Here is a 21,116-nt window from a genome sequence, read left to right on the forward strand (position 1 = left end):
ACAACCGGACTGCTTCGGCCTCCCCGATTCACCAGCTCAGCCGGTCCCGCTGGTGACAACTCCTGAGCTTCGGCTCACGGGCCCCGGCCGGCCTACGGGGGCACATTGACCGAGTCAGGGTGTCTCGCCGTGCTCGAAGCGTGCAGAGCGAGCAGCGCGGTAGGCCGCATGTACCTTCTCATCACACCCTTCGCTGATGAGGCCGCCACCGTTGACCCAATTACCCCATTTGGTGCCCCGGGTTTCCCAGAAGATGTGTGGCCCGTCGTTTCCGACGACGCCTCCTTCGGGCCACAGGTCCATGCCGGAGGAGAAGAAGCAGGCCGATCCGCTGAAGACATCGCCCTTCCGAAAGCTGAGAAGGGTGTGAGCGGGCTGCATGTAGCCGGCATGCTCGCCGGTCGTCTGGTCGACCAGGCTTCCTGTACGGTCGATCGGCCCCAGGATGAGGAGTCTGACCTCGTACTCGTTTTCGCATCGAGGGACGGACGGCCTCGGCAGGCCGAAGTGAGGAATCGCTGCGTACACGAGAAGTTCGACATCGAGCTGATCCTCGACTCCTTTGACCTCCACCCAGAGTTTCTCCTTGGGCAGCCAGAAGTCGGGCAAGTACGGCCTGCGCTTGCCGTCCGGGCCTACGGCATAGCCCTGGGGCTCGTACTCCCACCGGATACCCATGGTGTCGAAGAAGACGGCCCAACGTGCTTCCAGCCTTGAGCGGAAGCGGTGTCCGGCGTAGAGGGTCTCAATAGCTCGGATGGCCACTCGGGTCTCCGTTCAAGCAGCACTGCACCCGGTCGGGGGCTCGGTGGGATGGTGGCAGAAGCTACCGACAACGTCGCACATGTTGTTCAGCCTTGTATCCGATTCAGACCGATGGGCGATGTTGCTGCGGCGAGGGCGACGGCGTGGCCGATGTCGTGCGCGGGGCCGGCACCACTGCGCCCGGCTGCGCGGCCGCGAGCGCCTGGTCGACGAACTCCCGCACCAGCGTCGCAGCCTCCACCACCGTGACGGTCTTCGTCCACCGTGCGTCGTGCCACCAGCAGGACAGCTCGAAGCGGTACGCGCTGTGGTCGAGTTCAACGTCCTCGAACCACGGCTCACGCCTGCAGCGGCGGGAACGGATTACGTGGCGCTCGGTCGCCTCCAGATGCATCCGGGCGAGGGCGGCGTGGTAGCGGCTGGGCAGCGTGCGCCCCTCCAGGCAGCCGCGGCACTCCAGCAGATGCAGCGCGGAGCCTTCCTTGTCCCGTAGGAAGGAGTGCGCCGAGCTCTTCCCTTCGAAGGTGTTGCAGCTGGCGCACAGCGGGCCGCGCACGTAGCCGTGGTCGTGGCAGTGGTCCCAGACCGATGCTCGGGTCTCCGCGCACATGCGGCACAGGTATCCGTCGGCGCGGGTGCTGCGCGTGCGGGCCGACGCGTAGAGCACTCCGTGGAGGTGACCGGTGTACCGCTGGAAGGTGGCGCCCGAGCATGGCGGGCACAGGGTGACGTAGCCGTGCGGGCTTGGTGTGCGCCAGGCGCCCCACCGGGGGCCTGGGGCGCGGCAACGGCTGCAGGTCCGGGCCCGGCCGACGAGTTCCTCTGTCACCTGTTCCCCGCGGTCGAGCAGGTCGGCGTAGGCCCTAGGCAGGAAGAGGCCGTTGTCCGAGCGGGTCATCAGCTCCAGCGGCCTGGTGTTGCCGATGCTCCGCCGGCTGCCGATGGACGCCGCGAGGAACTCTTCCCAGGTCAATTCGCCCGGCAGCCCGCCGGCGCCGATGCGCTGCCAGCTGTCGTCCCGCTCGTCGTACGGTCGCTCCCGCTGGTGCGTGTGCCGGGCGTGCCAGTACATCCAAGAGGCGATCCGCTCCCGCCAGTCAGCCCGGCCTCGTTCTTCCGGGTCGTGGTCGCCGTGCTCGCGGTAGGGCGGCAGCTGGACCTCGACGACGTCGCCGGGGTCCAGGCGGAAGTCGGCGAACACCTGGGCGGCGCGGCGAATGTCGCGTTCCTCGTAGGTCCACTTCGATCTGAACTTGTAGCAGCGGAGCGCGACGTGGCCGAGGACCACGTGGCCGTGCTGGCGGAGCAGCACCATGTTTACGAGGTCGTCCAGGTCGAGCGGGACGGCGGATCCGGCGGAGATCTCCGCGAAGTACGTGCGGGCGAGCCTGGGGCTGATCTGGGCCATGCCCGGATGGTGACAGCGGGCTCTGACAGCGCGAGCTCAGTTCCCGCACAGCTGCACGGAGCGTCGCACGACCGTTTGAGGGCGGGGCAGGGCATGTTCACCGATGCCGTCCCGGCGGGCAGGCAAATGGGTGATGATGACGCGGTGAGTCTGGATCTGAGCAACTACGAGCTGACCTGGCCCGTATCCCTGTTCGTGTCCGAAGGTGAGCGCATCATCGCGTCGACCGGATCGTCCTGGACGGACCGCGCTGAATGGCTCATGACCGAGGCCCTGTCGGGGTCGACGGCCGTGGCGGACTTCGACGAGATGCCGAACCACAACGAGGTCGATCCCTGGGGCGGCACCGTCTCCGGATGGGGCCGGTCCGCGCCGGCGGTGATGACGAAGCACGAATGGTTCGCCGAGCTCATCAGCCGTGCCTCGGAGATCCGGCCCGCGGCCGCACCCAGGCCGTACTGGCCGCAGCGGCAGGGCCGGGGCCTGTCGGTCGACGGAAGCACCGCACGTGACGCCCGCCGCGACTTCGCCAGGATCGTCGGCGACTTTGCAGACAACGGCTACCTGGTCGAGCACTTCGGGCAGGAGTGCGTCGACGACCCGAATGAACTGCCCGACGCCGCCGCGCTGATCGAGCGACGCCTGGGCATCCCCGGCCTGTGGCCCCTGGCCCCGGAGACCTGGGACGAGGACACCTTCTACGGCCTGATCGAGGTCCTCCACGACCTCATCAGCCGCCCCCGGATGCGGCGCTACCACGACTTCTGCAACTGCGGCTGGCATCACTCGGAGTTCCACAACGGGCCGGCCCGCACCCTGTACAGGGCGAAGGTCAACGAGCTCCTCCGCGCAGCCGGCATCCAGTACGAGCTCGCCGCGGAAGGGGAAGACCTCGGGCGCTTGGTCGCCGTCACTGACGACGCCCGCAGCCAACTCGTGCACCGCGCCATCAACGACAGCCCACCCGACGTCACCGCCGACGTCCGCCACGCCATTGCGCTCTACCGGAGCCGGGACGCCTCCCCGGAGAGCAAGCGGTCGGCCATCTTCAACCTGGGCCGCGTCCTCGAAGAGCGCCGCGCCCTGATCAAGGACCAGCTCGGCAAGGACGAGGGCGCCCTCTTCGAGATCGCCAACCGCTTCGACCTCCGCCACCGCCGCGCCGACCAGCGCGGTGAGTACGACGAAGCGTTCCTCGACTGGATCTTCTGGTGGTACCTGGGCACCGTGGAGCTCACCAACGAGCTGATCAGGTCAAAGAGCCGCGCAGATGGCTGAGGGTTCAGACTCGGACCAGGACGTCACCTACCGGGCGCCAGTCGGCTGCGTGGACCTTCCGGCATTCGACGACGAGGGCAACGCGTACGAGATCTATGCGTGCCGCGACTGCCTGCCGTGGCACGCCGAGGTCGTGATCGGCGAGGGCGAGATTCTCGTCAGGGAGTGGCACGCCGTTGGGTGCCCGCAGTTCAAGGAACTGATCGAAGACTAGACAGGGCGCGCCTGTCGCCCCACGGCGTTGTACGCGGCCCGCCTCAGGCGTCAGTCCTCGCCATCGAAGCCACGGTCGAAGCCCTTGAGGACCGGGTCGAGTTCGGCCGCAGCACCGCACAGGGAGCACAGCCTCGTCCCCGGGTGCTGCGCCACGTCCAGGGCATGCTCCAGGGTGAGCACCGGCGCCCCGGCCGGCGCCTCCGCGCAGTCGACAGCATGGACGGTGCCCCGGCCAGGCCCGCGGCCGCCGGCCTTCGCCAGCACCCAGCCGGCCGGTCGGCGCGGCCCCAGCTCCCGCTCCACGACCGATGGCTTCTCCAGGTACTCGACGGGCACACCGTCGTACGAGACGCCGTCCAGCGGCTGCACGTGCTGCGGCGCGCGGACCCAGACCCGGTACTCGGCCGGCTCCACCGTGTCCCCCGGGCCGTTGCGATACGCCGGGAGGCCGACCTCGTACAGCCAGCCGTCACGCACTTGCCGCTTCGACCACAGGCGTCCGACGACGTCCTGGTCCCCGGGCAGCAGGACCCGGATGGGGACCGGCACCGGCTCGGAGGGGGCGGAGAACGTCGTCATGCCTCCACCGTAGGCGCCGACCCCGTGTGACGACGCACCCTAGTTGGCAAATCACAGAGTCGGCGCGTGGTGGTCAACGCGTTGTGACGCTTCGTAGTTGGCAAGAGTGCCGCAGTGTTGTTGGCATGCTGATGTCACAGCGAGTGGCCATCTTGAGGTTGAGTGGCCCGGCTGTGCTCAACTGGCCGCCTGAGTTGGGCGAACGCGGAACAACGGTTCCAGAAGCAGCACGGGGAAGGTCGTCCAAGGCAACGGCGGTCCACGGTGTCGGGCTGCACATGGCGGTGTGCCTGCCCCCGACACCGTAGGCCGCCGATCGGTAGGCGGAGGCCAAATGCCAGTTTTCGGGCGCCCGGCCTGTGGCGCGGCGTGATCTACTCCTTCGGCCGCCGGGTGGATGCGGCAGCCGCCGCAGGGTGGGCGTCGAGCGCATCGAGGACACGTTGCTTGCGGGAGCTGCCGGAAGGGGGCCCGCGGGGGTGACAAGGTCGGTGAGCAGGGCACGCAGCTGAGGAGGCAGTCGGTTCGTGTCGATGAGCACGGTCCCGGCGTTGCCGGGGTCTCCGAACTTGCGCACTGCCTCGCGTGCCAGGCGCTGGGACGGCGTGATCCATCACCCACTCGACACCCTCGTCGAAGTCGGCCCTCGACCCGAGACTTTTTCGACCGGACCATGGCACGCATGCAGGAGCTCGGCGGAACGGCAGCCACCTATGCGAAAGACCACGAGGGCTTTATCAAGGGCTACGTCGGGGACCACGCTCCTGAAGAAGCGGTGGTGCCCCGTGCTGGCGCGTAGCAGCCAGAGATGACCGGCCCCGCCCGCACCGGGGGAGCTGGCCGTCGAGGCGGCAAATCACTCATCAGAGATGATCATCAAGAGCCCTCTGCCTCCAGATCGGCGATGCGTGCGATCACGAGCGGATCTTGAGCCAAGGGTGCGGGGAGCCGAGTTTGCGAATCAATCCGCGCCATCAAGATCTGCTCAGCGTCAAGTCCCTCAGCTGTGCTCAGGTCCGCCCCGTGAAGGTCTGCTCCGCAGAGATTTGCGGCAACGAGCAGGGCCTTTCGCAGGTCCGCACCCCCCACGCGCGCGTTGGTGAGGTCCGCACCCCCAAGGGATGCGTGACGAAGGTCCGCACCAACCATCCAGGCTCCGCTGAGGTCCGCATGATCGAGGACTGCCCCCTGAAGGTTGGCTCCGGCAAACTGGGCGCCGCTGGCGCAGGCATGCATGAAGTGGGCGCCATGGAGGTTCGCGGCGCCAAATTGGGCATCGCTCACGTCCGCGCTCGTGAAGTTGACTGTGGAGAGATCAGCGTCGTCGAGGCGAGCGTTCTTGAGATGGAGGCCGCTCAGGTCCAGGGGCCACTCGCTGTGGAATCCGATGAGCGCGGTGAGTGCCTGTTGCACGTCGGTGTCCGGCCTGTCAGGGAGGTCGTCCGTGGCGGTTGCTCGACTTGAGTGTTTCGCCCCCTCGGTGGCGAGTAGATACGTGGCCAATCCCGTCGGCCTGGACTGGGCGGCACGGCGTGCGCGCACGATATGCACGCGCCGGGATTCCTCGGGCCTGAGCACTGCACTCTTGGGCGCGCGATCGCGAACAAAGACATACAGCACTCGCCCTGCATGCTCCGTCTGGTCGGGCGAGTCCGCAACGATCTGTTCCAGGGCAAAGACGCCGCCCAGACGAGCGTAGCGATCGGTGGAGCTGAGGCGTTCCAGGGCTTTGGTGAAGCGGTCGGTCACCTGGCCCCTCCGGGACAGCCGGTAGTTGATCGCTGCGAAGATCAGCGCGATACCAGCACCCACGGCGGCGAGGAGCTGTACCACGCTGGCACGGAATCCGGTGACCAGCGCCGCCGAGCCGGAGCGGAGGTCCTGCTTGTTCAGGTACGCACCGTCGAACCACCAAGGCCCACGCCACAGCAGGAACACCGAGCCTGTCAGGACAGCGAGGGCCAGGAGCGAAGCGCCGGCCAGCCGCAGGGAGGTTCTGGCTCTGGAGCGGCTCGGAGGGCGGCGAGTGGGGAGCGCAATCATGATCCCCATCTCAGCCGAGGGGCCGGGTCGCCGCAGGAGAATCACTCAACCCGTGAGGATTCTTGTGTCCGCGGGGTGGGCTCGGCCATTGGCATGGCCGATGCCGAGTGGATGCGCCGCCTGCGCAAGCCGAGGGGCGGTGTCCGACCTGGCGGCCCCGGGCACAGCCCTTCAGCCTTGCGGGGCGCGGCAGACAGGACAGAGCCCGGCCGAGGTGACTACGGGCCCGGCTGGGCTATGCGTGCGTGGGGTGCCGCTGATGTCCAGAAATCCTCTTCGCGGCGTAGGTCGCGCTCGTCGTGGAGGAGGTCATCCTCGCGGCGGCGTTCGCGTTCGTCTTCCTGGCCGCTCCTTCCGCGGGAGGAGGAAGGGGCTTCGGGATGGACCGGATCCTGACCGGGGCGGTACATACATTCCGGTCCACCACCACGGGCCCGACCGCTGTGAGGTCACGGTGGCCGGGGAACTCGACGTGCTTGCCGCCGCCGAGGTGCGCTTCGCGCTGCAGCAGGCCGTGGCCACCTGCCCGCTCACCGTCGTGGACCTGTCGGGCGTCCGCTTTTGCGATTGCGCCGGGCTGAGCGCTCTGCTCGCCGCTCACCGCCGTGCCCGACGAACTGCAGTTGCGGGCCGTGCCGCACAGCGTGGCTCGCCTGCTCCGCCTGACGCACTTCGGTGACGCGTTCTTGATCGAGCCGGCCACCGCCGCCCCGCCCGGGACGCCTTGCCGCCAGGACATGCGGCGTAGCCCCGCCCGGGTGGCTGGCCTAGGCCCTCAGGGCACGGACCTCGTCCCCGGGGCGCGGGATGCGGCCGGCGACACGGACCGACCCGCATGCCGGACAGGGGGTCGATGAGGGGTTTGGACCTTTGTCTCGGTGGCGGGGGCGACCGCATTGACCGGGGCTGCGTCCGACAGCGTGACCGCGACTGCGGCGAGGATGGTGCCGATGCGCCTTCTGCCGGAGGTTGATCGGCGTGCTCGGGCGAAGCGGCGACGAAACGAGTCGGCCGACGCCCTGATCGCTCTCGGCGCGCGGAATCACAGGGCCACCGGGCCCAACGCTGAACTGCGCAGTACGACAGCGTGCGGCGGGTGCCCCTACCCCTCACATATGAGCGACAGGTGTCATTCTTTCGGGTTACTCCACACCAAATCCGCCGGTTGAGCGTCTATTTTCGCGGTCAAGACCCATGGAAAGGACAGCTCGTGACAACCCTGGCTTTATCGCTGCGTGCCGTGCTCGCTTCCGCCGTCCTGCTGAGCGGAATGGTGCTGGCCACCGCTACGCCGGCCAGCGCAGCCACATGCCCCGCCTCCGACTCACCGAAGATCCGCGGCGCAGTCGCCACGTGGACGCTCAAGTGCGTGAGGGAAGAGGGGGAGATGTACTTGGCCATCGACGGGTGGGTGGAGGACACCCTCCCGGACAACAGGTGCGCCCGTGTGAAGATCCTGCCCGCCGGTGAGCGCGTGGCCACCTACGACTCGGCGTGCGGCTCAGGTGTCCGCCGGCAGATCCACCACCAGTTCTACGGCTTCAACAGCGCATCGGTGAAGCTGAGCGTCAGCTGAGGCCACGCCGCACGGCGGCCGGTACGCCGGGCGCGAGCGCACGGCCGGCTGTAGGAGTCCTCCGGACGTGGAAGGGTGCTTGCTGACTGGCAGGCAGACAGGTACGGGGCGGGACGCTAACCCGTCGGCAGGCATCCCCGCGTGCCGGGGGGCCGGGGGTCGGCAGGCTGTCGCTTGCGGGGACGGCGGTGGCCTGCGGGCCTTTGGTTCCCTGGGTGGCCTCGTAGGCTGGCCCTCTTCCAGGCCGCGGTAGCCGGTGCCCTGGATCTCGGAGCAGTGCACGAAGAGGTCAGGGTCGAAGTCCTGCGCGATGAAGCCGAAGCCCTTCTCGGCGTTGAACCGGCCAGACGACCTCCGACCCGTTGATCTGCCAGGCGGCCGTCCAGCGACTCGGCCAGTTGTCCCGCATGGCCAGTCGCGTACGGGCCTCATCCAGGCTCCCGTACGGCGACGTCAGCTCATCCAGGACACAAGCGTCGGAACGGACTTGCGGGGCAGCCTTCGGATTCACCGCACCAGATCAGCAGCTCGTACACCGTCCCCGCAGCCGTTGATCACAACTGATCACTCCGCAAAGTAGTCGCGCAGCAGCTTCGACGTCGTTTGCCAACAAGCATGCTGAATTGCCAACTGTGCTGCGTCGTCTCACCCCGACAGCACCCGCAGTGGCTTTATACGTCAGTAGCGAGAGCGCCTGTTGCTCAACGCCAGGAACGCTCTCCTGCCCTGAGAAGTGATGTTGCCGAGATTCGGGAACGCCTACAGCCTTGTGTCACGACCGTGGTTGTGCTCGGCCTGGCGACTGCTTCGACCGGACATGGTGTCGTCGCGGTCGTCGCGGTAACCGTTCGCGTGACGTGGTCTCGGCCGCGTACGTTCCGCTCATGACCAGGACAACGCCGGCCAGGCCGGTTGCCGTGGAGAGAGTCTTCCCGGAGCTGGCGGCCTACCGAGGGCGGACGACCCGGCTGCACCCGCGGCCGGGGCAGCCCGGGCGGCACGACAGCCACGTCGGCGGACCGCTGCTGTGGCCGGGCGACGAGCCGTGGCCGGTCTGCCGCGAGCGGCACGAACCCGAGACCGAGGGGTATGCCCCGGAGGACATCCGCGCCGCCCGGGCCGCGGGCGTGTGGCCTCGGAGCCGCCCGTGGCCCGACGCAGACAGCCTGAGGGAGGACGGGCCGACGCCATTCGTGGGGCTGGCCCAGTTCTTCGGCCGGGACGTACCCGGCCTGGCCGCCGGCCCAGGCGGCGCGGACCTGGTGCAGTTCTTCCGCTGCCCGCGCACCCACGGCCAGTACCTGGAGCGCCGATACCTCCTGCGGCGGCGGTGGGCTGCGCAGACCGAGCGCGCGGACCACTTCCTTGACCACCCGCCCGAAGTACCGCTGTTCCGGTGGGAGGACGAACTTCCCGAACCCTGTGTCGTGCACCCCGAGGAGGTGGACACTTATCCGTGGGCGGAGGACAACACGCTGCCTGGGGCCCTGATCGCCCGCATCGACGCCTGGGACGACGCCCAGGTGGCGGAAGGTGGCCGCTACGCGCCGAACTACCAGGGCGCGCTCTCGATCCCGCCCGGCTGGCGGATCGGCGGCTTTCCCAGCTGGGCGTCGACAGGCCCGCTGGACATCGTGTGCGCGACCTGCGGGGCCCCGATGCGGCTCCTGCTGACGGCCGGGGGCGACGAGTTGGACCCCGACTCGCACAGCTGGATGCCGCTGGAAGACCGCGTTCCGTCCCAACAGGGGATCGCCTCGATCCAGGGCGGCCAGTCCGTCGCCCAACCCACCCGCCTCCGCTTCGGCCGTGACCGAGACCTGCACGTCTTCACCTGCCCGGCCGACCCGGGACACCCGCCCCGGTGGGTGCTCTCCTGATCCAGAGGCGACGGAATGCGTCGGCGACGTCGGCACCTGTATCTCGCCGACATTCCCCCTAGCGAGGGCTTCGAGCTGGTCGGCGTTGTCCGACACTGACAGGGTCTTGGACGTCGGCTGCGGAGTCGCCCGCGGTGTCGATCACACGGGTGAGGATGCCGCGGATCGCGGGTGTGCGAGGCGGCCGCGGCACCGCGAGGACGCGTACGAGAAGGAGTCGCCTCGCGCGGGCGAGGCCGACCTGATCGTGGCCAAGCACCGCAACGGCCCGACAGCCACGATCAGCGTGCGGTAATGCGTCGGATGTCGGGGGTCAGCGCACGCCGCAGCGGCGGGTGCGGGATGGGACCGCCCGCCTCTTCGCGGCGGCCAGGTCGTGGACGGTGGCATCGGCCCCGCCGCTGCAGCAGCGGTCCGGCTCACCCCACGCGAGCGAACAGTTCATCGCAGACGTCGGCCAGCCAGTCGCGGCTGGGCGTGGCCGCGAGGCTGGTGAAGGCCTCGCGGGCTTGTGCGGCGTGCCGGTGCGCCATGGCGTGTGCGGCGGGTACCGCACCGGTTCGGTCCACTGCCTGCAGTACCCGGTTTTGATCGGGTAACAACAGTTCTGCGCAGTTCTTCGCACGCCACCCATTGCTCGCATGTCACTTCGACCACGGAACCGCTGCGCCCCTGAGCAGCAGGCCGACCGGCCCACGTCCAGGACATAGCTGCTCCCTTGCATGCCAGATTCGGGCTTGCCGACGAACTCCCCGGCTGACCTGCGACGGGGGGTGCAGTGGTGACTACAGAGCCCGTCACTCACCGGTGAATGACAGGCTTGCCCACTGACGCACCACGTCATCGACCACCATCAGCACGGACAACCACCGCCCCCGCGACCCCGGCGAATCGGGAAGCGAACCCGCGCCGCCATTTGCCGTCCTGTCGGTCGGTCCGCTCAGAGCCAGCCCTGCTGGGCCGCCTTCAGGCCGGCCTCGAAGCGGCTGCTGGCGTGGAGGCGTTCCATCAGCGCGGACATCTGGCGGCGGATTGTCCGCAGGGACACCCCGAGACGCTTGCCGGCCGCTTCGTCCGTCATCCCCGAGGCTAGGAGCTTGAGGAGTTCGAGTTCGCCCGCGGTGGGCTTTGAGTCGGTGGGACGGGGGCGGTCCGCGCCGAGGGGGACGGCGGAGTCCCAGGTCTGCTCGAACAAGGTCAGCAGTGACGCCACGATGCCGGGTGCGCGGGTGCACAGGGCGCCCAGACGGGAGTTGGCGGGGTCGATCGGTACGACGGCCACCTTGGCGTCGAAGATCAGCAGGCGGGGCGGCAGGAGCGGGCTGGTGCGCACCTAGCCGCCCTCCTCCGTCAGCCACCGGGCGTAGGCCAGCGTCGCGGGGTCGTTGCGGGCGCTGTCCTGATAGACCGAGCGCATCTCGATGCCACGGCCGAGTGCGCGCCGGTCGAGCGGACGGGAGGCCTCCAGGCTCGCCTCGGACAGGGCACCGCCCGGCAGGATCGCCATGCACTCCCGCGTCAGCCCGTGACCCAGTTCCTCGAGCCGGCTCTGTATGGCGTCCATGCCGACGAGCCGTTCCGCCCCGTCGACCTCCGTGTTCGGGCGGAGGTCGGCGAACTCGGAGACGACCCGCGCGGCAGCGGCCTTGCTGCGGGCCAACTCCGCCTGGCGACGGGCCAGGTCCTCCTCCTGCCGGCGTAGCAGTAGCTCCAGGCCCAGATCGGGGCTCACCGCACGCAGTGCGCCCGGGCTGTCCCGTGACGGCCTCAGCAGGTCGAGATCAACGAGCCGGTCCAGGCCGTCCCGCACCTGCGCGTCGGTGAGGCCGAGGCGTACGCACAGCTCCGCGACACCGCCCGACGGGTCGGCCACCATCCCCCTGTACACGGCTTCCACAGTCGGTTCCAAGCCAAGCGATTGCAGCAATTCTCAGCCCCCCAGCTGACATGGACCGCTCATGTCGGCGGCCACTTCCGTGATCGTAAGCCACGAGTGGCACCAAGGTGACAGGCGTCTTGGTGCCACCCCAAAGCCCTTCTGCGCAGGTCGGAGGGGCAGCAACATGGTGATCACCGGAACGGCGGGGGCGAGAGTCCCCGACTCAGGCCAGAGCCGCAAGGACGATCCGGAGCCGCGCGCAGCAGCACACCGCCCGACCGCTCAAGACCTTCGATCCAGGGGGATCCCATGTCCCGCACCGCCCACATCGCCGCTGCCGCCGCCCTCTCCGCCCTGCTCTGCGCCGGCGCCGCCACGACCGCCTCGGCCGCCGTCACCGACGGCAGCACCACGTTCGCCGCTTCCGCTCCGGGCAGCATCAACTGGGACACCACCCCCGCGGCCGGTGCGAACAGCATCAACTGGGACTAGTCCTCGATGCGCGTCATCCGAGCCTCTCTCGCCGGGACTCCCCGTTGTCCGGCCCAGGACAGCGCGCTTGCCCTCGTCTCCGACCTGATCTGGGCGCACACCGCCGCCTCTCACGGCCTGGAGCACCTGCGAGCCAAGTCCTCCGACGACGGCATGGACATCTACCTCTTTCTGCGCGCCGTATCCGAGGCCGCAGCCCTCGAGCAGGCGCACGCCATCCTCACCGGCGCCCTCCCCCACCTCGTCACGCATGGCTACCGCGCCACCGTGACGCACTGCTGACGCCTCCATCAGGCGGCGTGCCCCGACTTCCCTGCACCGAGGCCCTCTTCGGCCTGCCCACTTCCAGGAGAGACCCACCATGTCCCGCACTGCCGCGCCCCGTCGTGTCCGTACCGCCGTGCTCGCCAGTGCGGGCGTCCTTGCCGCCGCCACCGCCTACGGGCTGGCCCAGCACACCAGTGCCTCGGCGACCAACGCTCCGGTGCCGACCGCCGCCGCCCCGGCCACCACTGCCCCTTCGGCCGGCGCCACCACGCACGCCGCGCCCGCCGGCACCCCCGCCCCGGCCCCGGCCCCGGCACGTACGACCGCCCGGCCGGCTGCCGAGCCGACCGCTACCCCGTCGGCCGCGCCGAGTGGGTCTCCCGCGCAGCCCGTGCTCCACCCCACCGAACTCCCGGACAGCACCCGGCAGCAGTGGAGGCCCATGAGTGACGTCAAGTCGCTTCCTCTCAGCGGGGACTTCCAGCTCAACGAGTGCGTGACCGTCCAGAAGGCGACCGCCTGGAAGCAGCAGGGCTACCTCGGCTCCTCCCGCGAGACCATCGCCGTCCAGGACACTCTCACCTTCTCCGACGAGGCCACGGCGGACTCCGCATATCGCGAGACCGTCGAGGCGATGAAGACCTGCCAGGCGACCAGCCGGGCGCTCCAGAAGCAGAGCGCGCTGCCCCAGGACGCCACAGTCCGGGAAACGGCCACCACCGCCGAGAGCGCGGCCTGGCAGCGCCGCTGGACCGGAGTCCAGGGCCTCTCGTCCCCCGGCGACCAGGCCAACCACGTCTACGCCGTACAGCGTGGATCCGTCCTCGCCTTCCTTCACTTCGACGAGGCGGCATCCCCGGGCACCGCCCCGTCCTACGACTTCCGAGGCGACGCCACCGTCCTGCGGACCCTCGGCGCACAGCTCGACAAGTGATCCCGAGCGGATCCAACCACCACACGCCCTACCAGCACTCTCAGGAGTCACGCATGTCCATGAAGCGTTCCGCCGCCCGCGCTGCCGCCACCCTGGCCATCGCCGGTCTTGCCAGCACCGCCGCCGCAATCCCCGCCCAGGCCACCGCCCCCGCCACGGCCACGACCCTCGCGGCGGCCACGGTCTCCTCGTCCGCTGTGGGTGGTTCCATCACCCGAAGCGAGGTCATCGAGCGCGCCAAGTACTGGCTGGGCAAGAGCCTCACGTACAACCAGGGCGGCTCGTACCCCGACTCGGACGGCAAGTACTACAGAACTGACTGCTCCGGCTACGTGTCGATGGCCTGGCACCTGACCAGCAGCCTCAACACCGTCGGCATCGGGGACAGCGCCGACACCCACGAGATTTCCCGCAGCCAGCTCAAGGCCGGTGACGTTCTCAACAGCTACTACGACCACGTCATCCTCTTCGACAAGTGGGACGACGACGCGCACACCAAGTTCTCATACTACAGCTTCGGCTCGACCCCGGTGAAGCACGTCACCGGCATGTCCATCAACGCCTCCACCATCGACGGCCACCCCAACGGCGACTACAAGGCACTCCGCTACGACAAAATCGTCGACGACGCGCAGCCGACCACCGCGGGTGTGTACCGGCCGGGTGAGTCGGTGTTCTACATCTCGAACACCTCGGGCGGACTGGCCGGCTATTCGGGCTTCGGGGCATCGGGAGACGTCCCGCTGACCGGTGACTGGAACGCCGACGGCAAGGACACCTTCGGTGTCTACCGCCCGAGTGACCAGACGTTCTACCTCACCAACGACAACGGCTCGGTGGCAGTGGCCCGGAAGCTGGGCAACCCTGACGACATCCCGGTCGTGGGCGACTGGGACGGAAACGGCACGGACACCATCGGCATCTACCGACCGAGCGACCAGACGTTCTACCTCACCAACGACAACGCCACGGTGGCAGTGATCCGCAGGATGGGAGTCGCGGGCGACACCCCGATCACCGGTGACTGGAACGGCGACGGCATCGACACGGTCGGTGTCTACCGCCCCGGCGACACCACCTTCTACCTGAGTGACTCCAACGCCACGGCCACCGTGTCGCACACGGTGAAGTTCGGCAACCCCGGTGACACCCCCATCAAGGGCGACTGGAACGGCGACGGCACGGACAAGGTCGGCGTCTACCGCCCCGCGACCTCCGACTTCTTGGGCGCCGCCAAGGACTCCGACACGGTGATCTACAACAAGCGCTTCGGCAACCCGGGAGACACACCCATCACAGGCACCTGGTAAAGCCCTCACTCAAAGCAGCAAGGCACCTGGCAGGCAGGCGCCGGCGAACAGTCGGCGCCTGCCTCTGGCACTCGCACCGGAGTATCGCTGGCCGGAAGCCCGAGCCCGCGCACCGGTCGCCACCCTTCTCGCCGTCCACTGACGGCATCCCCTGCTTGCCCGTATCGCAATAGGAGTTCCCACCCATGCGCCACACCACGTCGACCGCCACCCGCACGGCTGGTCCGCTCGCTCTGGCCCTGGCCGCGGCCTGCCTGACGGCCGTCACGGCGCAGCCTGCCCAGGCAGCCTCGGTCAGCACCTGGGACAAGGTCGCCCAATGCGAGGCCACCGGGAACTGGAGCATCAACACGGGCAACGGCTATTACGGGGGGCTGCAGTTCAGCCTCAGCACGTGGAAGGCGTTCGGAGGTGCGCAGTACGCGGCATATCCGCACCAGGCCACCAAGCAGCAGCAGATCCTGATAGGCGAGAAGGTCCTGGCCAGCCAGGGGCAGGGTGCATGGCCCAGCTGTGGCCCGGCGGCCGGTCTCGGGGCGGACCATGCCGACCCGTATCCGACGCCGAGCGCTTCCCCTTCGACTGCGGGTGTGTACCGGCCGGGTGAGTCGGTGTTCTACATCTCCAACACCTCGGGCGGACTGGCCGGCTATTCCGGTTTCGGTGCACCGGGAGACATCCCGCTGACCGGTGACTGGAACGCCGACGGCAAGGACACCTTCGGTGTCTACCGCCCCAGTGACCAGACCTTCTACCTCACCAACGACAACGGCTCGGTGGCAGTGGCCCGGAAGCTGGGCAACCCTGACGACATCCCGGTCGTGGGCGACTGGGACGGAAACGGCACGGACACCATCGGCATCTACCGACCGAGCGACCAGACGTTCTACCTCACCAACGACAACGCCACGGTGGCAGTGATCCGCAGGATGGGAGTCGCCGGTGACACCCCCATCACAGGCGACTGGAACGGCGACGGCACCGACACGGTCGGCGTCTACCGCCCCGGCGACACCACCTTCTACCTCAGCGACTCCAACGCCACGGCCACCGTGTCGCACACGGTGAAGTTCGGCAACCCCGGCGACACCCCCATCAAGGGCGACTGGAACGGCGACGGCACGGACAAGATCGGCATCTACCGCCCCGCGACCTCCGACTTCATAGGCGCCGCCAAGGACTCCGACACGGTGATCTACAACAAGCGCTTCGGCAACCCGGGAGACACACCCATCACAGGCACCTGGTAAAGCCCTCTGGCAGGGGCCGTAAGGAGCAGAGGGTCCGGTGAGACCCGAAGGCTCTGGACCACGACGAAGCCCCAGGTCTCGGCCGGGGGCTTCGTGCTTGCCGGCCGCGCGTGCCGCCACCGCATACCCCCCGTCATCTGGCACCGCATCGGCACCCACGACATCCCCACCGGTCCCTGATCCGAGAGGGAGCTCACGGCTGCTTCCACGCGTGAAACCGCACCGAGGTGTGGCTGGCGAACCAGCGCCAACGCCGCGACCGGTCGTGATCCACTCCTGCCGCCATGGGGCCGCCCATCACATAGTGGACGCCATGGAAGATGAACACGACGACAGCCCCGGCATCCGGCGGAGGACAGTCCCCGACAGGTCGTGGTGAACGTCGGCGGTGAAATGGACATCGACCGGTCCCCCTGCTCCGTGCCGCCCTGCACACCGCCATCACCCAGGAAGACGGCCCGCCCGACACCGTCCTGGACCTCACCGACCTGTCGTTCTGTGACTCCGCCGGCCTCAACGCCCTCATCAGCGCCCGACGCACCACGGGCGAGTACGGCCGCCGCATCAGCCTGCGCAACCCCCAGCCCCAGTTCCAACGCCTGCTCAAACTCACCGGCGCCGACGACCTCTTCCCCGTCACCCACACCTGAACCCGTCCCGACGCCCCCGGCCGCCACCGGGGCGGGTGAGGCGGGCGTGCACGATGTACCCCACCGGGGCAGCCCACCCGGCGGGCAGCCCGGACACGTGCGTGGCACCGTGACAGGGCGAGGTCCACCCACCGCGGGGCCCGGCCGGACAGGAGCCACCCCGGCCGGGCCCCGCCACGCACACCCCCGCCCATCCGAAGGCGAGAGGTCCGGCCGCGCGAGCCCCCACGGCCCCGCGCCACGGCGGCCGGCCCTCGCACGGAGCAGACTTCCCGCACCTCTCGACCGGCTTTTCACGGAATGGAGATCCCGCGGGCCTATGTGGTCGATGTCCCGCTTGGACGCCTCCGTGACCGTGGAGTCGCCGTAGTACGACGATCACACCCATTCGGTCAGTTGATTCCAGCCCGCCCGGCAGGTCCCCGCCGGGCGGACTGGAGAACTTACTCGCAGGCCACGCCGTCGCCGTCGCGTTCGAGGTGTGAGCCGTATCCGGGATCTCCCCGGTGCACCGGGGCGGCGCCGGCCGCCCGCGCCGCGGAACAGTTCTTGTAGTAGACGTGGCTGCCGGCATTCGTTGACGAGGAGCCGCTGGAAGACGATGAGGTGCCGGAGGCGGAACGATCGGTGGTCGACGCACTGTCGCGCGCGAGGGGGCGTGGCTTGTCGGAGATGGTCTCGCCTGGCCTATCGGCCGGGGCAGCGGGCGGGGGTGCGATCGCCGGCGGAGCCGGCGGAGCCGTAACTGCGGTGGGGGACGGTGTGGGTGTCGAAGAAGGAATGGCGGCCTGGCTCGGCAGCGGCGAGGGCGTCACCAGCACGGTGACGGTGACGGTCGGCGCCGGCAGTGGCTTCGCGTCGTCCCGCGGCGGCTGCATTGTCTGCGGGTCCGCCGCGACCAGGACCATGAACCAGACAGAAGCCGCGATCACAGTCATGACCTTGGCAGTCTTCCCCCACCGGGCCATGAAGGCGAGCGCGGCCGCGACCGGAGGCAGCACCAGACCCACGAGAATCACGACTGGCACAGCCCACCCGGGGTGCCAGCGACGGCCCTCGGCCTGGGGCGCGGTTGCAGGGTGCGGCGGCTGGGCCGGCGACTGGTACATCGAGCTCCTGAGAATTGGGGCAGCACACAACAAGAAGGGCGGCCAGGGCAAGGCAGGGCCTGGTGCGGCGCAAATCCGGGCCCCGGAGACAGTGCCGACCGCCCCCTTTCCACCCCGGCCGCGCTCCTGCTCAGGTAACCGAAAGAGCGGCAAGGCGTTACGGCCCACACCAACTCGCCGCGGCCCGCCCCACAGGCGTGCAGAGTGACCGGACTCCGGCCGAATTCCCCGACACAACCACCGACCTGCCCCGTGGTTCTGACCACCTGCACGGAACTGGCCCCGGCCCCGACCCCCGACGACGGCGAGGACGCACCAGTGCCCGAAGCGCAGCCGTTCCTCCGCATCGCTGGCTGAACGCCCGCAGGCCAGGCCCGGGAAGTGGAAAGCACAGCGCCGCGCACAGGGAAGGGCCTGTGGGCGAGCCCGGCTTGCCGAGCCCCAACCGGTGGAGGTCGGCCCGGTGGTACTGCCCCCAACACACTGGGCAGCGGGCCTGACCCGCGCACGCCATATCGGCACAGGCTGAACCCGACGCTCGCCGTCGAGCAGGTCGGCCCGCCAGAACCGCTGGTCGGCCAGGTCGCGGAAGCGGGGGCGAAGCGGAAACCGAGCATCTTGTACAGGCCGAAGGTCATGTCCGAGTACTGGTTGATCAGGCGTGTACGGCCGGCCTTGGCAGTACTGACGTCAAGATCGTGTGAACACGAGGTTCGTATGCCGCTGGAGACCGGTGCCTTCGAACTGTGACGAAGCCAGCCTCCACCCAATCGCCGTTACTGCCTGGACCGCCTCCGCCAGGTCGGCGTCATGCTTCGTAGGGCTGGGAAAGAACTTCCGCACGAAGGCGCTGTCGCCGCGCTCCCACGCATCAGCTGCCGCCTCGTGGATTGGCGGGATCGCCAACCTCTTCAAGAACTTCTTCAGCATGCGCCAAAGCGTAGGCCAACAGCGGAGCGGGAGGTAGAAGAATGACCGTGGCGGCCAAGCAGCAGCTCATCATTCCTGTTCATGCGTCCCGACGTCCTAGCCGGACCGCTAGGCGAAAGACCAAAGCCCGGACGTCATCGATCGCGTGCTGCGGGAGGGCAGCCAACGCCGCTGACCGTGGGGCAGTCCCTGCCGTATGCCTGCGCTGTCAGGGAAGAAGGAACCCGCGGAGGGCAGGGGCGGGCGGGGCGTAGCGGCGGGGGGCGCGGATGGGCAGTCCGGAGCCGGTGCGGCCTATGGGTGGGAGCGGTGGTAGCGGGCCGCGCAGGCCCCGGGGGAGACGGCTCAGGTATTGCTGGGAGTAGGTCCGAAAGACGGGGACGATGTCGACTTCCTCCGTTGTCGCAACGTCGTAGAAGTTGATGAAGCCAGTGACGTCTGGATACCGAGTACGCGGCTCGGCACGCCTGCGGGGGGCCGTCCGGACGGTGCCAGGCAGGTCCGAGCCGGTGCCGAGATGCCTTTCGGTGGTGCGTTGCTGCGGGAGGGCGGGGCGTCGGCCCCCGCCTCACCGACGATCCGGTCCCAGGCTTTGCCCCACAGGGACGGCCCTTACCTGGTTAGACCCCGTCACCGCCCCGGACTCCGTGAACCGGTTCACGGACCCCGAGAGCCGCGGCCAGGACCCCTGTGCAGGAGTACCGGCGAAGATCGCGGAGCCACCCCGACTGATACACAGCCCCCCATGGCGTCCGCATCCGCGGGCGTAGGGGCCACCATCGTCACCGCATACGCCACACACCCTTGGCGGCGGCCTGCCACAGCCTTGATGGCAGCGGCGCGGCGTGCCCGTGGGCCGGGGTGCCGCGGGGGTCAGCGCTCGGATTTGGGGGGCCGCTGCATCAGCGCGGACGCGGCCTGGTCGAGCGTGACCTTCTCGTGCAGCAGGTCGGAGACGATCTGGGTGATCGGCATCTCGACGTCGTGGGCGCCGGCCCGGGCGAGGATCGCCTCGGCGGACGTGACGCCTTCGGTGGTCTGGCGGGTGGCTGCGGTCGCCTCGGTCACGGTCAGGCCGTGGCCGAGGTGGGTGCCGAAGGTGCGGTTGCGGGAGAGCGGGGAGGAGCAGGTCGCCACCAGGTCGCCGAGGCCGGCGAGCCCGGCGAGGGTGGCCGGGTGGGCGCCCATCGCGGTGGCCAGCCGGGTCGTCTCGGCGAGTCCCCGGGTGATGAGCATGGCCTGCGCGTTGTGGCCCAGTCCCATACCGGAGGCGATGCCGACGGCGAGGGCGATGACGTTCTTCACCGCGCCGCCGAGCTCGCAGCCGGTGACGTCGGTGGAGGTGTAGGGCCGGAAGTACGGGGTGTGGCACGCGCGCTGGACGCGCTGGGCGGCGTCCTCGTCGGGGCAGGCGATGGTGGCGGCAGCGGGCTGGCCCTCCATGATTTCGCGCGCGAGGTTCGGGCCGGACAGCACCGCGACCCGATCGGCGCCGATGCCGGTCACCTGGGTGATGACCTGGCTCGCCCGCAGCCCGGAGCCGATCTCGATGCCCTTCATCAGCGACACGATCACGGTGTCCGGGCCGATGTGCGGGGCCCAGGCCGCGAGGCTGGTCCGCAGGGACTGCGCGGGGATGGACAGCACGAGGAAGTCCGCGCCGTCCAGCGCGGCTGCCGGATCGGTTGTCGCGGTCACCGTGTGGGGCAGCTCAACGTCCGGGAAGTACCCGGCGTTGCGGTGCGTCGTGTTGATCGCGGCGGCGATCTCAGCGCGGCGCGCGTGCATGACCACGCGGGTGCCCGCGTCGGCCATGATCTTGCCCACGGCAGTGCCCCACGAACCAGCCGAGAACACCGCCGCACGGGCGCGGTGCTGCTGGTTCACTACGTGGTCTCCTTGCCGGACGCGGGGCCCGTCGCCGGGGTAGCGGGCGGGCGCGACCATCCTATCGGCCAACCACTTCGGCCGGGTCTGCCGCCAGGCGCCGCAGCGTCAGCAGGCGCCCGGCCTCGCAGGCCTTCCACGCCACCCGCTCCGCCGCAGGCAGGCCCTGCCAGAAGTACGGCAACGGCAACGCCCGCTGACGGCGCTCGCCAGTAGACGGCGGAGGAGCACGGGGGTAACGCTTCTACGGACAGTTGCCCGACGGGACGCGGCTCGGACGTCCTCGCCCTCCGGGTCGGCTGTGCGGATGCGGCTCACACGGGCAGCCTCGCGGCTAAGAAGTAGTCCACAACAGGGCCGGTGCCAAGGACGTTGGCCCTGTGGTCGATGCCGATGAGGCAAGGTTGTGAGCCCAACGTGATGCCGGTCTCCTCACCCATCTCGCGGCGGGCTGCCGGCCACGGGTTCTCGCCCTCATCGACCATGCCGCCTGGCAGCCACCACGTCCCGCTGGCTTCCTCCTGGCCGGGGCCGTACCGGAGAGAAGCATTCGGTCCTGATGGTCCAGCAGCATGACGCACGACGCCACGAGCGCCTGGGGCTGCGTCTTCACCCACTCCTCGCGCGGGATCCAGTCACTCACTTACGCCTCCCCATTCATGG

General features: G+C 69.1%; 22 protein-coding genes and 1 pseudogene. 11 read left to right on the forward strand and 12 right to left on the reverse strand.

Translation table 11 applies throughout. From position 1 onward, the window contains the following. Positions 1 to 114: 114 nt before the first annotated feature. Positions 115 to 765 carry a PDDEXK family nuclease gene (locus ACZ4M3_RS34070; protein WP_359236705.1) on the reverse strand — a complete coding sequence of 217 codons (651 nt, stop codon included), beginning with the start codon at positions 763 to 765 and terminating at the stop codon, positions 115 to 117. A 103-nt stretch (positions 766 to 868) separates the two neighbouring features. Next, positions 869 to 2,173 carry an endonuclease domain-containing protein gene (locus ACZ4M3_RS34075; RefSeq protein ID WP_467739340.1) on the reverse strand — a complete coding sequence of 435 codons (1,305 nt, stop codon included), beginning with the start codon at positions 2,171 to 2,173 and terminating at the stop codon, positions 869 to 871. 144 nt (positions 2,174 to 2,317) lie between these two features. Here ACZ4M3_RS34075 and ACZ4M3_RS34080 point away from each other — a divergent pair, with 144 nt between their 5' ends. Both ACZ4M3_RS34080 and ACZ4M3_RS34085 read left to right on the forward strand, forming a co-directional pair. Then, positions 2,318 to 3,451: a hypothetical protein gene (locus ACZ4M3_RS34080; protein WP_467739342.1), complete on the forward strand. Its 1,134-nt coding sequence runs from the start codon at positions 2,318 to 2,320 to the stop codon at positions 3,449 to 3,451. Next, positions 3,444 to 3,665 (forward strand): hypothetical protein, encoded by a 222-nt coding sequence (locus ACZ4M3_RS34085; RefSeq protein ID WP_467739344.1) that lies wholly within the window; start codon positions 3,444 to 3,446, stop codon positions 3,663 to 3,665. The genes ACZ4M3_RS34080 and ACZ4M3_RS34085 overlap by 8 nt, the downstream gene beginning before the upstream one ends. A gap of 50 nt (positions 3,666 to 3,715) precedes the next feature. On the opposite strand, the gene ACZ4M3_RS34090 is transcribed toward ACZ4M3_RS34085, so the two are convergent. Together ACZ4M3_RS34090 and ACZ4M3_RS34095 are read right to left on the reverse strand one after the other, a co-directional pair. Beyond that, on the reverse strand, positions 3,716 to 4,246 hold the full coding sequence (locus ACZ4M3_RS34090) for a DUF6233 domain-containing protein (RefSeq protein ID WP_467739346.1): 531 nt from the start codon (positions 4,244 to 4,246) through the stop codon (positions 3,716 to 3,718). Positions 4,247 to 5,122: 876 nt separating this feature from the next. Continuing rightward, positions 5,123 to 6,184: a pentapeptide repeat-containing protein gene (locus ACZ4M3_RS34095; RefSeq protein WP_467739348.1), complete on the reverse strand. Its 1,062-nt coding sequence runs from the start codon at positions 6,182 to 6,184 to the stop codon at positions 5,123 to 5,125. Positions 6,185 to 6,548: 364 nt separating this feature from the next. Here ACZ4M3_RS34095 and ACZ4M3_RS34100 point away from each other — a divergent pair, with 364 nt between their 5' ends. Next, positions 6,549 to 6,968: an STAS domain-containing protein gene (locus ACZ4M3_RS34100; protein WP_467739350.1), complete on the forward strand. Its 420-nt coding sequence runs from the start codon at positions 6,549 to 6,551 to the stop codon at positions 6,966 to 6,968. A 531-nt stretch (positions 6,969 to 7,499) separates the two neighbouring features. Beyond that, positions 7,500 to 7,865, forward strand: a complete 366-nt coding sequence (locus tag ACZ4M3_RS34105; RefSeq protein ID WP_467739352.1) for a hypothetical protein — start codon at positions 7,500 to 7,502, stop codon at positions 7,863 to 7,865. 181 nt (positions 7,866 to 8,046) lie between these two features. On the opposite strand, the pseudogene ACZ4M3_RS34110 reads toward ACZ4M3_RS34105, so the two are convergent. Further along, positions 8,047 to 8,204 (reverse strand): annotated as a pseudogene (locus ACZ4M3_RS34110) (cold shock domain-containing protein); the annotation flags it as partial. A gap of 545 nt (positions 8,205 to 8,749) precedes the next feature. Here ACZ4M3_RS34110 and ACZ4M3_RS34115 point away from each other — a divergent pair. Beyond that, on the forward strand, positions 8,750 to 9,745 hold the full coding sequence (locus ACZ4M3_RS34115) for a hypothetical protein (RefSeq protein ID WP_467739354.1): 996 nt from the start codon (positions 8,750 to 8,752) through the stop codon (positions 9,743 to 9,745). A gap of 419 nt (positions 9,746 to 10,164) precedes the next feature. On the opposite strand, the gene ACZ4M3_RS34120 is transcribed toward ACZ4M3_RS34115, so the two are convergent. From ACZ4M3_RS34120 to ACZ4M3_RS34130, 3 genes are all read right to left on the reverse strand, one after another. Further along, positions 10,165 to 10,314 carry a hypothetical protein gene (locus ACZ4M3_RS34120; protein ID WP_467739356.1) on the reverse strand — a complete coding sequence of 50 codons (150 nt, stop codon included), beginning with the start codon at positions 10,312 to 10,314 and terminating at the stop codon, positions 10,165 to 10,167. A 371-nt stretch (positions 10,315 to 10,685) separates the two neighbouring features. Next, positions 10,686 to 11,078, reverse strand: a complete 393-nt coding sequence (locus tag ACZ4M3_RS34125) for a helix-turn-helix transcriptional regulator (RefSeq protein ID WP_467739358.1) — start codon at positions 11,076 to 11,078, stop codon at positions 10,686 to 10,688. Beyond that, on the reverse strand, positions 11,079 to 11,633 hold the full coding sequence (locus ACZ4M3_RS34130) for a hypothetical protein (RefSeq protein ID WP_467739360.1): 555 nt from the start codon (positions 11,631 to 11,633) through the stop codon (positions 11,079 to 11,081). It abuts the gene before it with no gap. Between the two features lie 300 nt (positions 11,634 to 11,933). Here ACZ4M3_RS34130 and ACZ4M3_RS34135 point away from each other — a divergent pair, with 300 nt between their 5' ends. The 6 genes from ACZ4M3_RS34135 to ACZ4M3_RS34160 all read left to right on the forward strand — a co-directional run bounded on the left by ACZ4M3_RS34135 (position 11,934) and on the right by ACZ4M3_RS34160 (position 16,527). Further along, positions 11,934 to 12,116 carry a hypothetical protein gene (locus ACZ4M3_RS34135; RefSeq protein ID WP_467739362.1) on the forward strand — a complete coding sequence of 61 codons (183 nt, stop codon included), beginning with the start codon at positions 11,934 to 11,936 and terminating at the stop codon, positions 12,114 to 12,116. Between the two features lie 6 nt (positions 12,117 to 12,122). Beyond that, positions 12,123 to 12,398, forward strand: coding sequence for a hypothetical protein (locus ACZ4M3_RS34140; RefSeq protein WP_467739364.1), 276 nt, complete (start codon positions 12,123 to 12,125; stop codon positions 12,396 to 12,398). 79 nt (positions 12,399 to 12,477) lie between these two features. Then, the gene (locus tag ACZ4M3_RS34145; protein ID WP_467739366.1) at positions 12,478 to 13,317 is read left to right on the forward strand and encodes a hypothetical protein; all 840 of its coding nucleotides are present in this window, start codon (positions 12,478 to 12,480) and stop codon (positions 13,315 to 13,317) included. A gap of 53 nt (positions 13,318 to 13,370) precedes the next feature. Further along, on the forward strand, positions 13,371 to 14,627 hold the full coding sequence (locus ACZ4M3_RS34150) for an NlpC/P60 family protein (protein ID WP_467739368.1): 1,257 nt from the start codon (positions 13,371 to 13,373) through the stop codon (positions 14,625 to 14,627). 185 nt (positions 14,628 to 14,812) lie between these two features. Further along, complete coding sequence (locus tag ACZ4M3_RS34155; RefSeq protein ID WP_467739370.1) at positions 14,813 to 15,877, forward strand: transglycosylase family protein; 1,065 nt, start codon at positions 14,813 to 14,815, stop codon at positions 15,875 to 15,877. Positions 15,878 to 16,290: 413 nt separating this feature from the next. Then, positions 16,291 to 16,527: an STAS domain-containing protein gene (locus ACZ4M3_RS34160; RefSeq protein WP_467739463.1), complete on the forward strand. Its 237-nt coding sequence runs from the start codon at positions 16,291 to 16,293 to the stop codon at positions 16,525 to 16,527. 443 nt (positions 16,528 to 16,970) lie between these two features. Here ACZ4M3_RS34160 and ACZ4M3_RS34165 read toward each other — a convergent pair whose 3' ends face one another. From ACZ4M3_RS34165 to ACZ4M3_RS34180, 4 genes are all read right to left on the reverse strand, one after another. Beyond that, the gene (locus ACZ4M3_RS34165; RefSeq protein ID WP_467739372.1) at positions 16,971 to 17,546 is read right to left on the reverse strand and encodes an excalibur calcium-binding domain-containing protein; all 576 of its coding nucleotides are present in this window, start codon (positions 17,544 to 17,546) and stop codon (positions 16,971 to 16,973) included. A gap of 780 nt (positions 17,547 to 18,326) precedes the next feature. Continuing rightward, positions 18,327 to 18,566, reverse strand: a complete 240-nt coding sequence (locus tag ACZ4M3_RS34170) for a hypothetical protein (RefSeq protein ID WP_467739374.1) — start codon at positions 18,564 to 18,566, stop codon at positions 18,327 to 18,329. A gap of 873 nt (positions 18,567 to 19,439) precedes the next feature. Further along, positions 19,440 to 20,453 carry an NAD(P)H-dependent glycerol-3-phosphate dehydrogenase gene (locus ACZ4M3_RS34175; protein ID WP_467739376.1) on the reverse strand — a complete coding sequence of 338 codons (1,014 nt, stop codon included), beginning with the start codon at positions 20,451 to 20,453 and terminating at the stop codon, positions 19,440 to 19,442. Between the two features lie 314 nt (positions 20,454 to 20,767). Further along, complete coding sequence (locus ACZ4M3_RS34180; protein WP_467739378.1) at positions 20,768 to 20,938, reverse strand: NUDIX domain-containing protein; 171 nt, start codon at positions 20,936 to 20,938, stop codon at positions 20,768 to 20,770. Positions 20,939 to 21,116: the final 178 nt, after the last annotated feature.

It is taken from the genome of Streptomyces sp. NPDC026522 (assembly GCF_055567555.1).

Bases quoted from the DNA above. Each gene is read 5' to 3' on its own strand.
- ACZ4M3_RS34155 (WP_467739370.1), top strand. From the start codon at position 14,813: ATGCGCCACACCACGTCGACCGCCACCCGCACGGCTGGTCCGCTCGCT.
- ACZ4M3_RS34135 (WP_467739362.1), top strand. From the start codon at position 11,934: ATGTCCCGCACCGCCCACATCGCCGCTGCCGCCGCCCTCTCCGCCCTG.
- ACZ4M3_RS34115 (WP_467739354.1), top strand. From the start codon at position 8,750: ATGACCAGGACAACGCCGGCCAGGCCGGTTGCCGTGGAGAGAGTCTTC.
- ACZ4M3_RS34140 (WP_467739364.1), top strand. From the start codon at position 12,123: ATGCGCGTCATCCGAGCCTCTCTCGCCGGGACTCCCCGTTGTCCGGCC.
- ACZ4M3_RS34100 (WP_467739350.1), top strand. From the start codon at position 6,549: ATGTCCAGAAATCCTCTTCGCGGCGTAGGTCGCGCTCGTCGTGGAGGA.
- ACZ4M3_RS34145 (WP_467739366.1), top strand. From the start codon at position 12,478: ATGTCCCGCACTGCCGCGCCCCGTCGTGTCCGTACCGCCGTGCTCGCC.
- ACZ4M3_RS34085 (WP_467739344.1), top strand. From the start codon at position 3,444: ATGGCTGAGGGTTCAGACTCGGACCAGGACGTCACCTACCGGGCGCCA.
- ACZ4M3_RS34170 (WP_467739374.1), bottom strand. From the start codon at position 18,566: ATGCTGAAGAAGTTCTTGAAGAGGTTGGCGATCCCGCCAATCCACGAG.
- ACZ4M3_RS34090 (WP_467739346.1), bottom strand. From the start codon at position 4,246: ATGACGACGTTCTCCGCCCCCTCCGAGCCGGTGCCGGTCCCCATCCGG.
- ACZ4M3_RS34150 (WP_467739368.1), top strand. From the start codon at position 13,371: ATGTCCATGAAGCGTTCCGCCGCCCGCGCTGCCGCCACCCTGGCCATC.
- ACZ4M3_RS34180 (WP_467739378.1), bottom strand. From the start codon at position 20,938: ATGGTCGATGAGGGCGAGAACCCGTGGCCGGCAGCCCGCCGCGAGATG.
- ACZ4M3_RS34075 (WP_467739340.1), bottom strand. From the start codon at position 2,173: ATGGCCCAGATCAGCCCCAGGCTCGCCCGCACGTACTTCGCGGAGATC.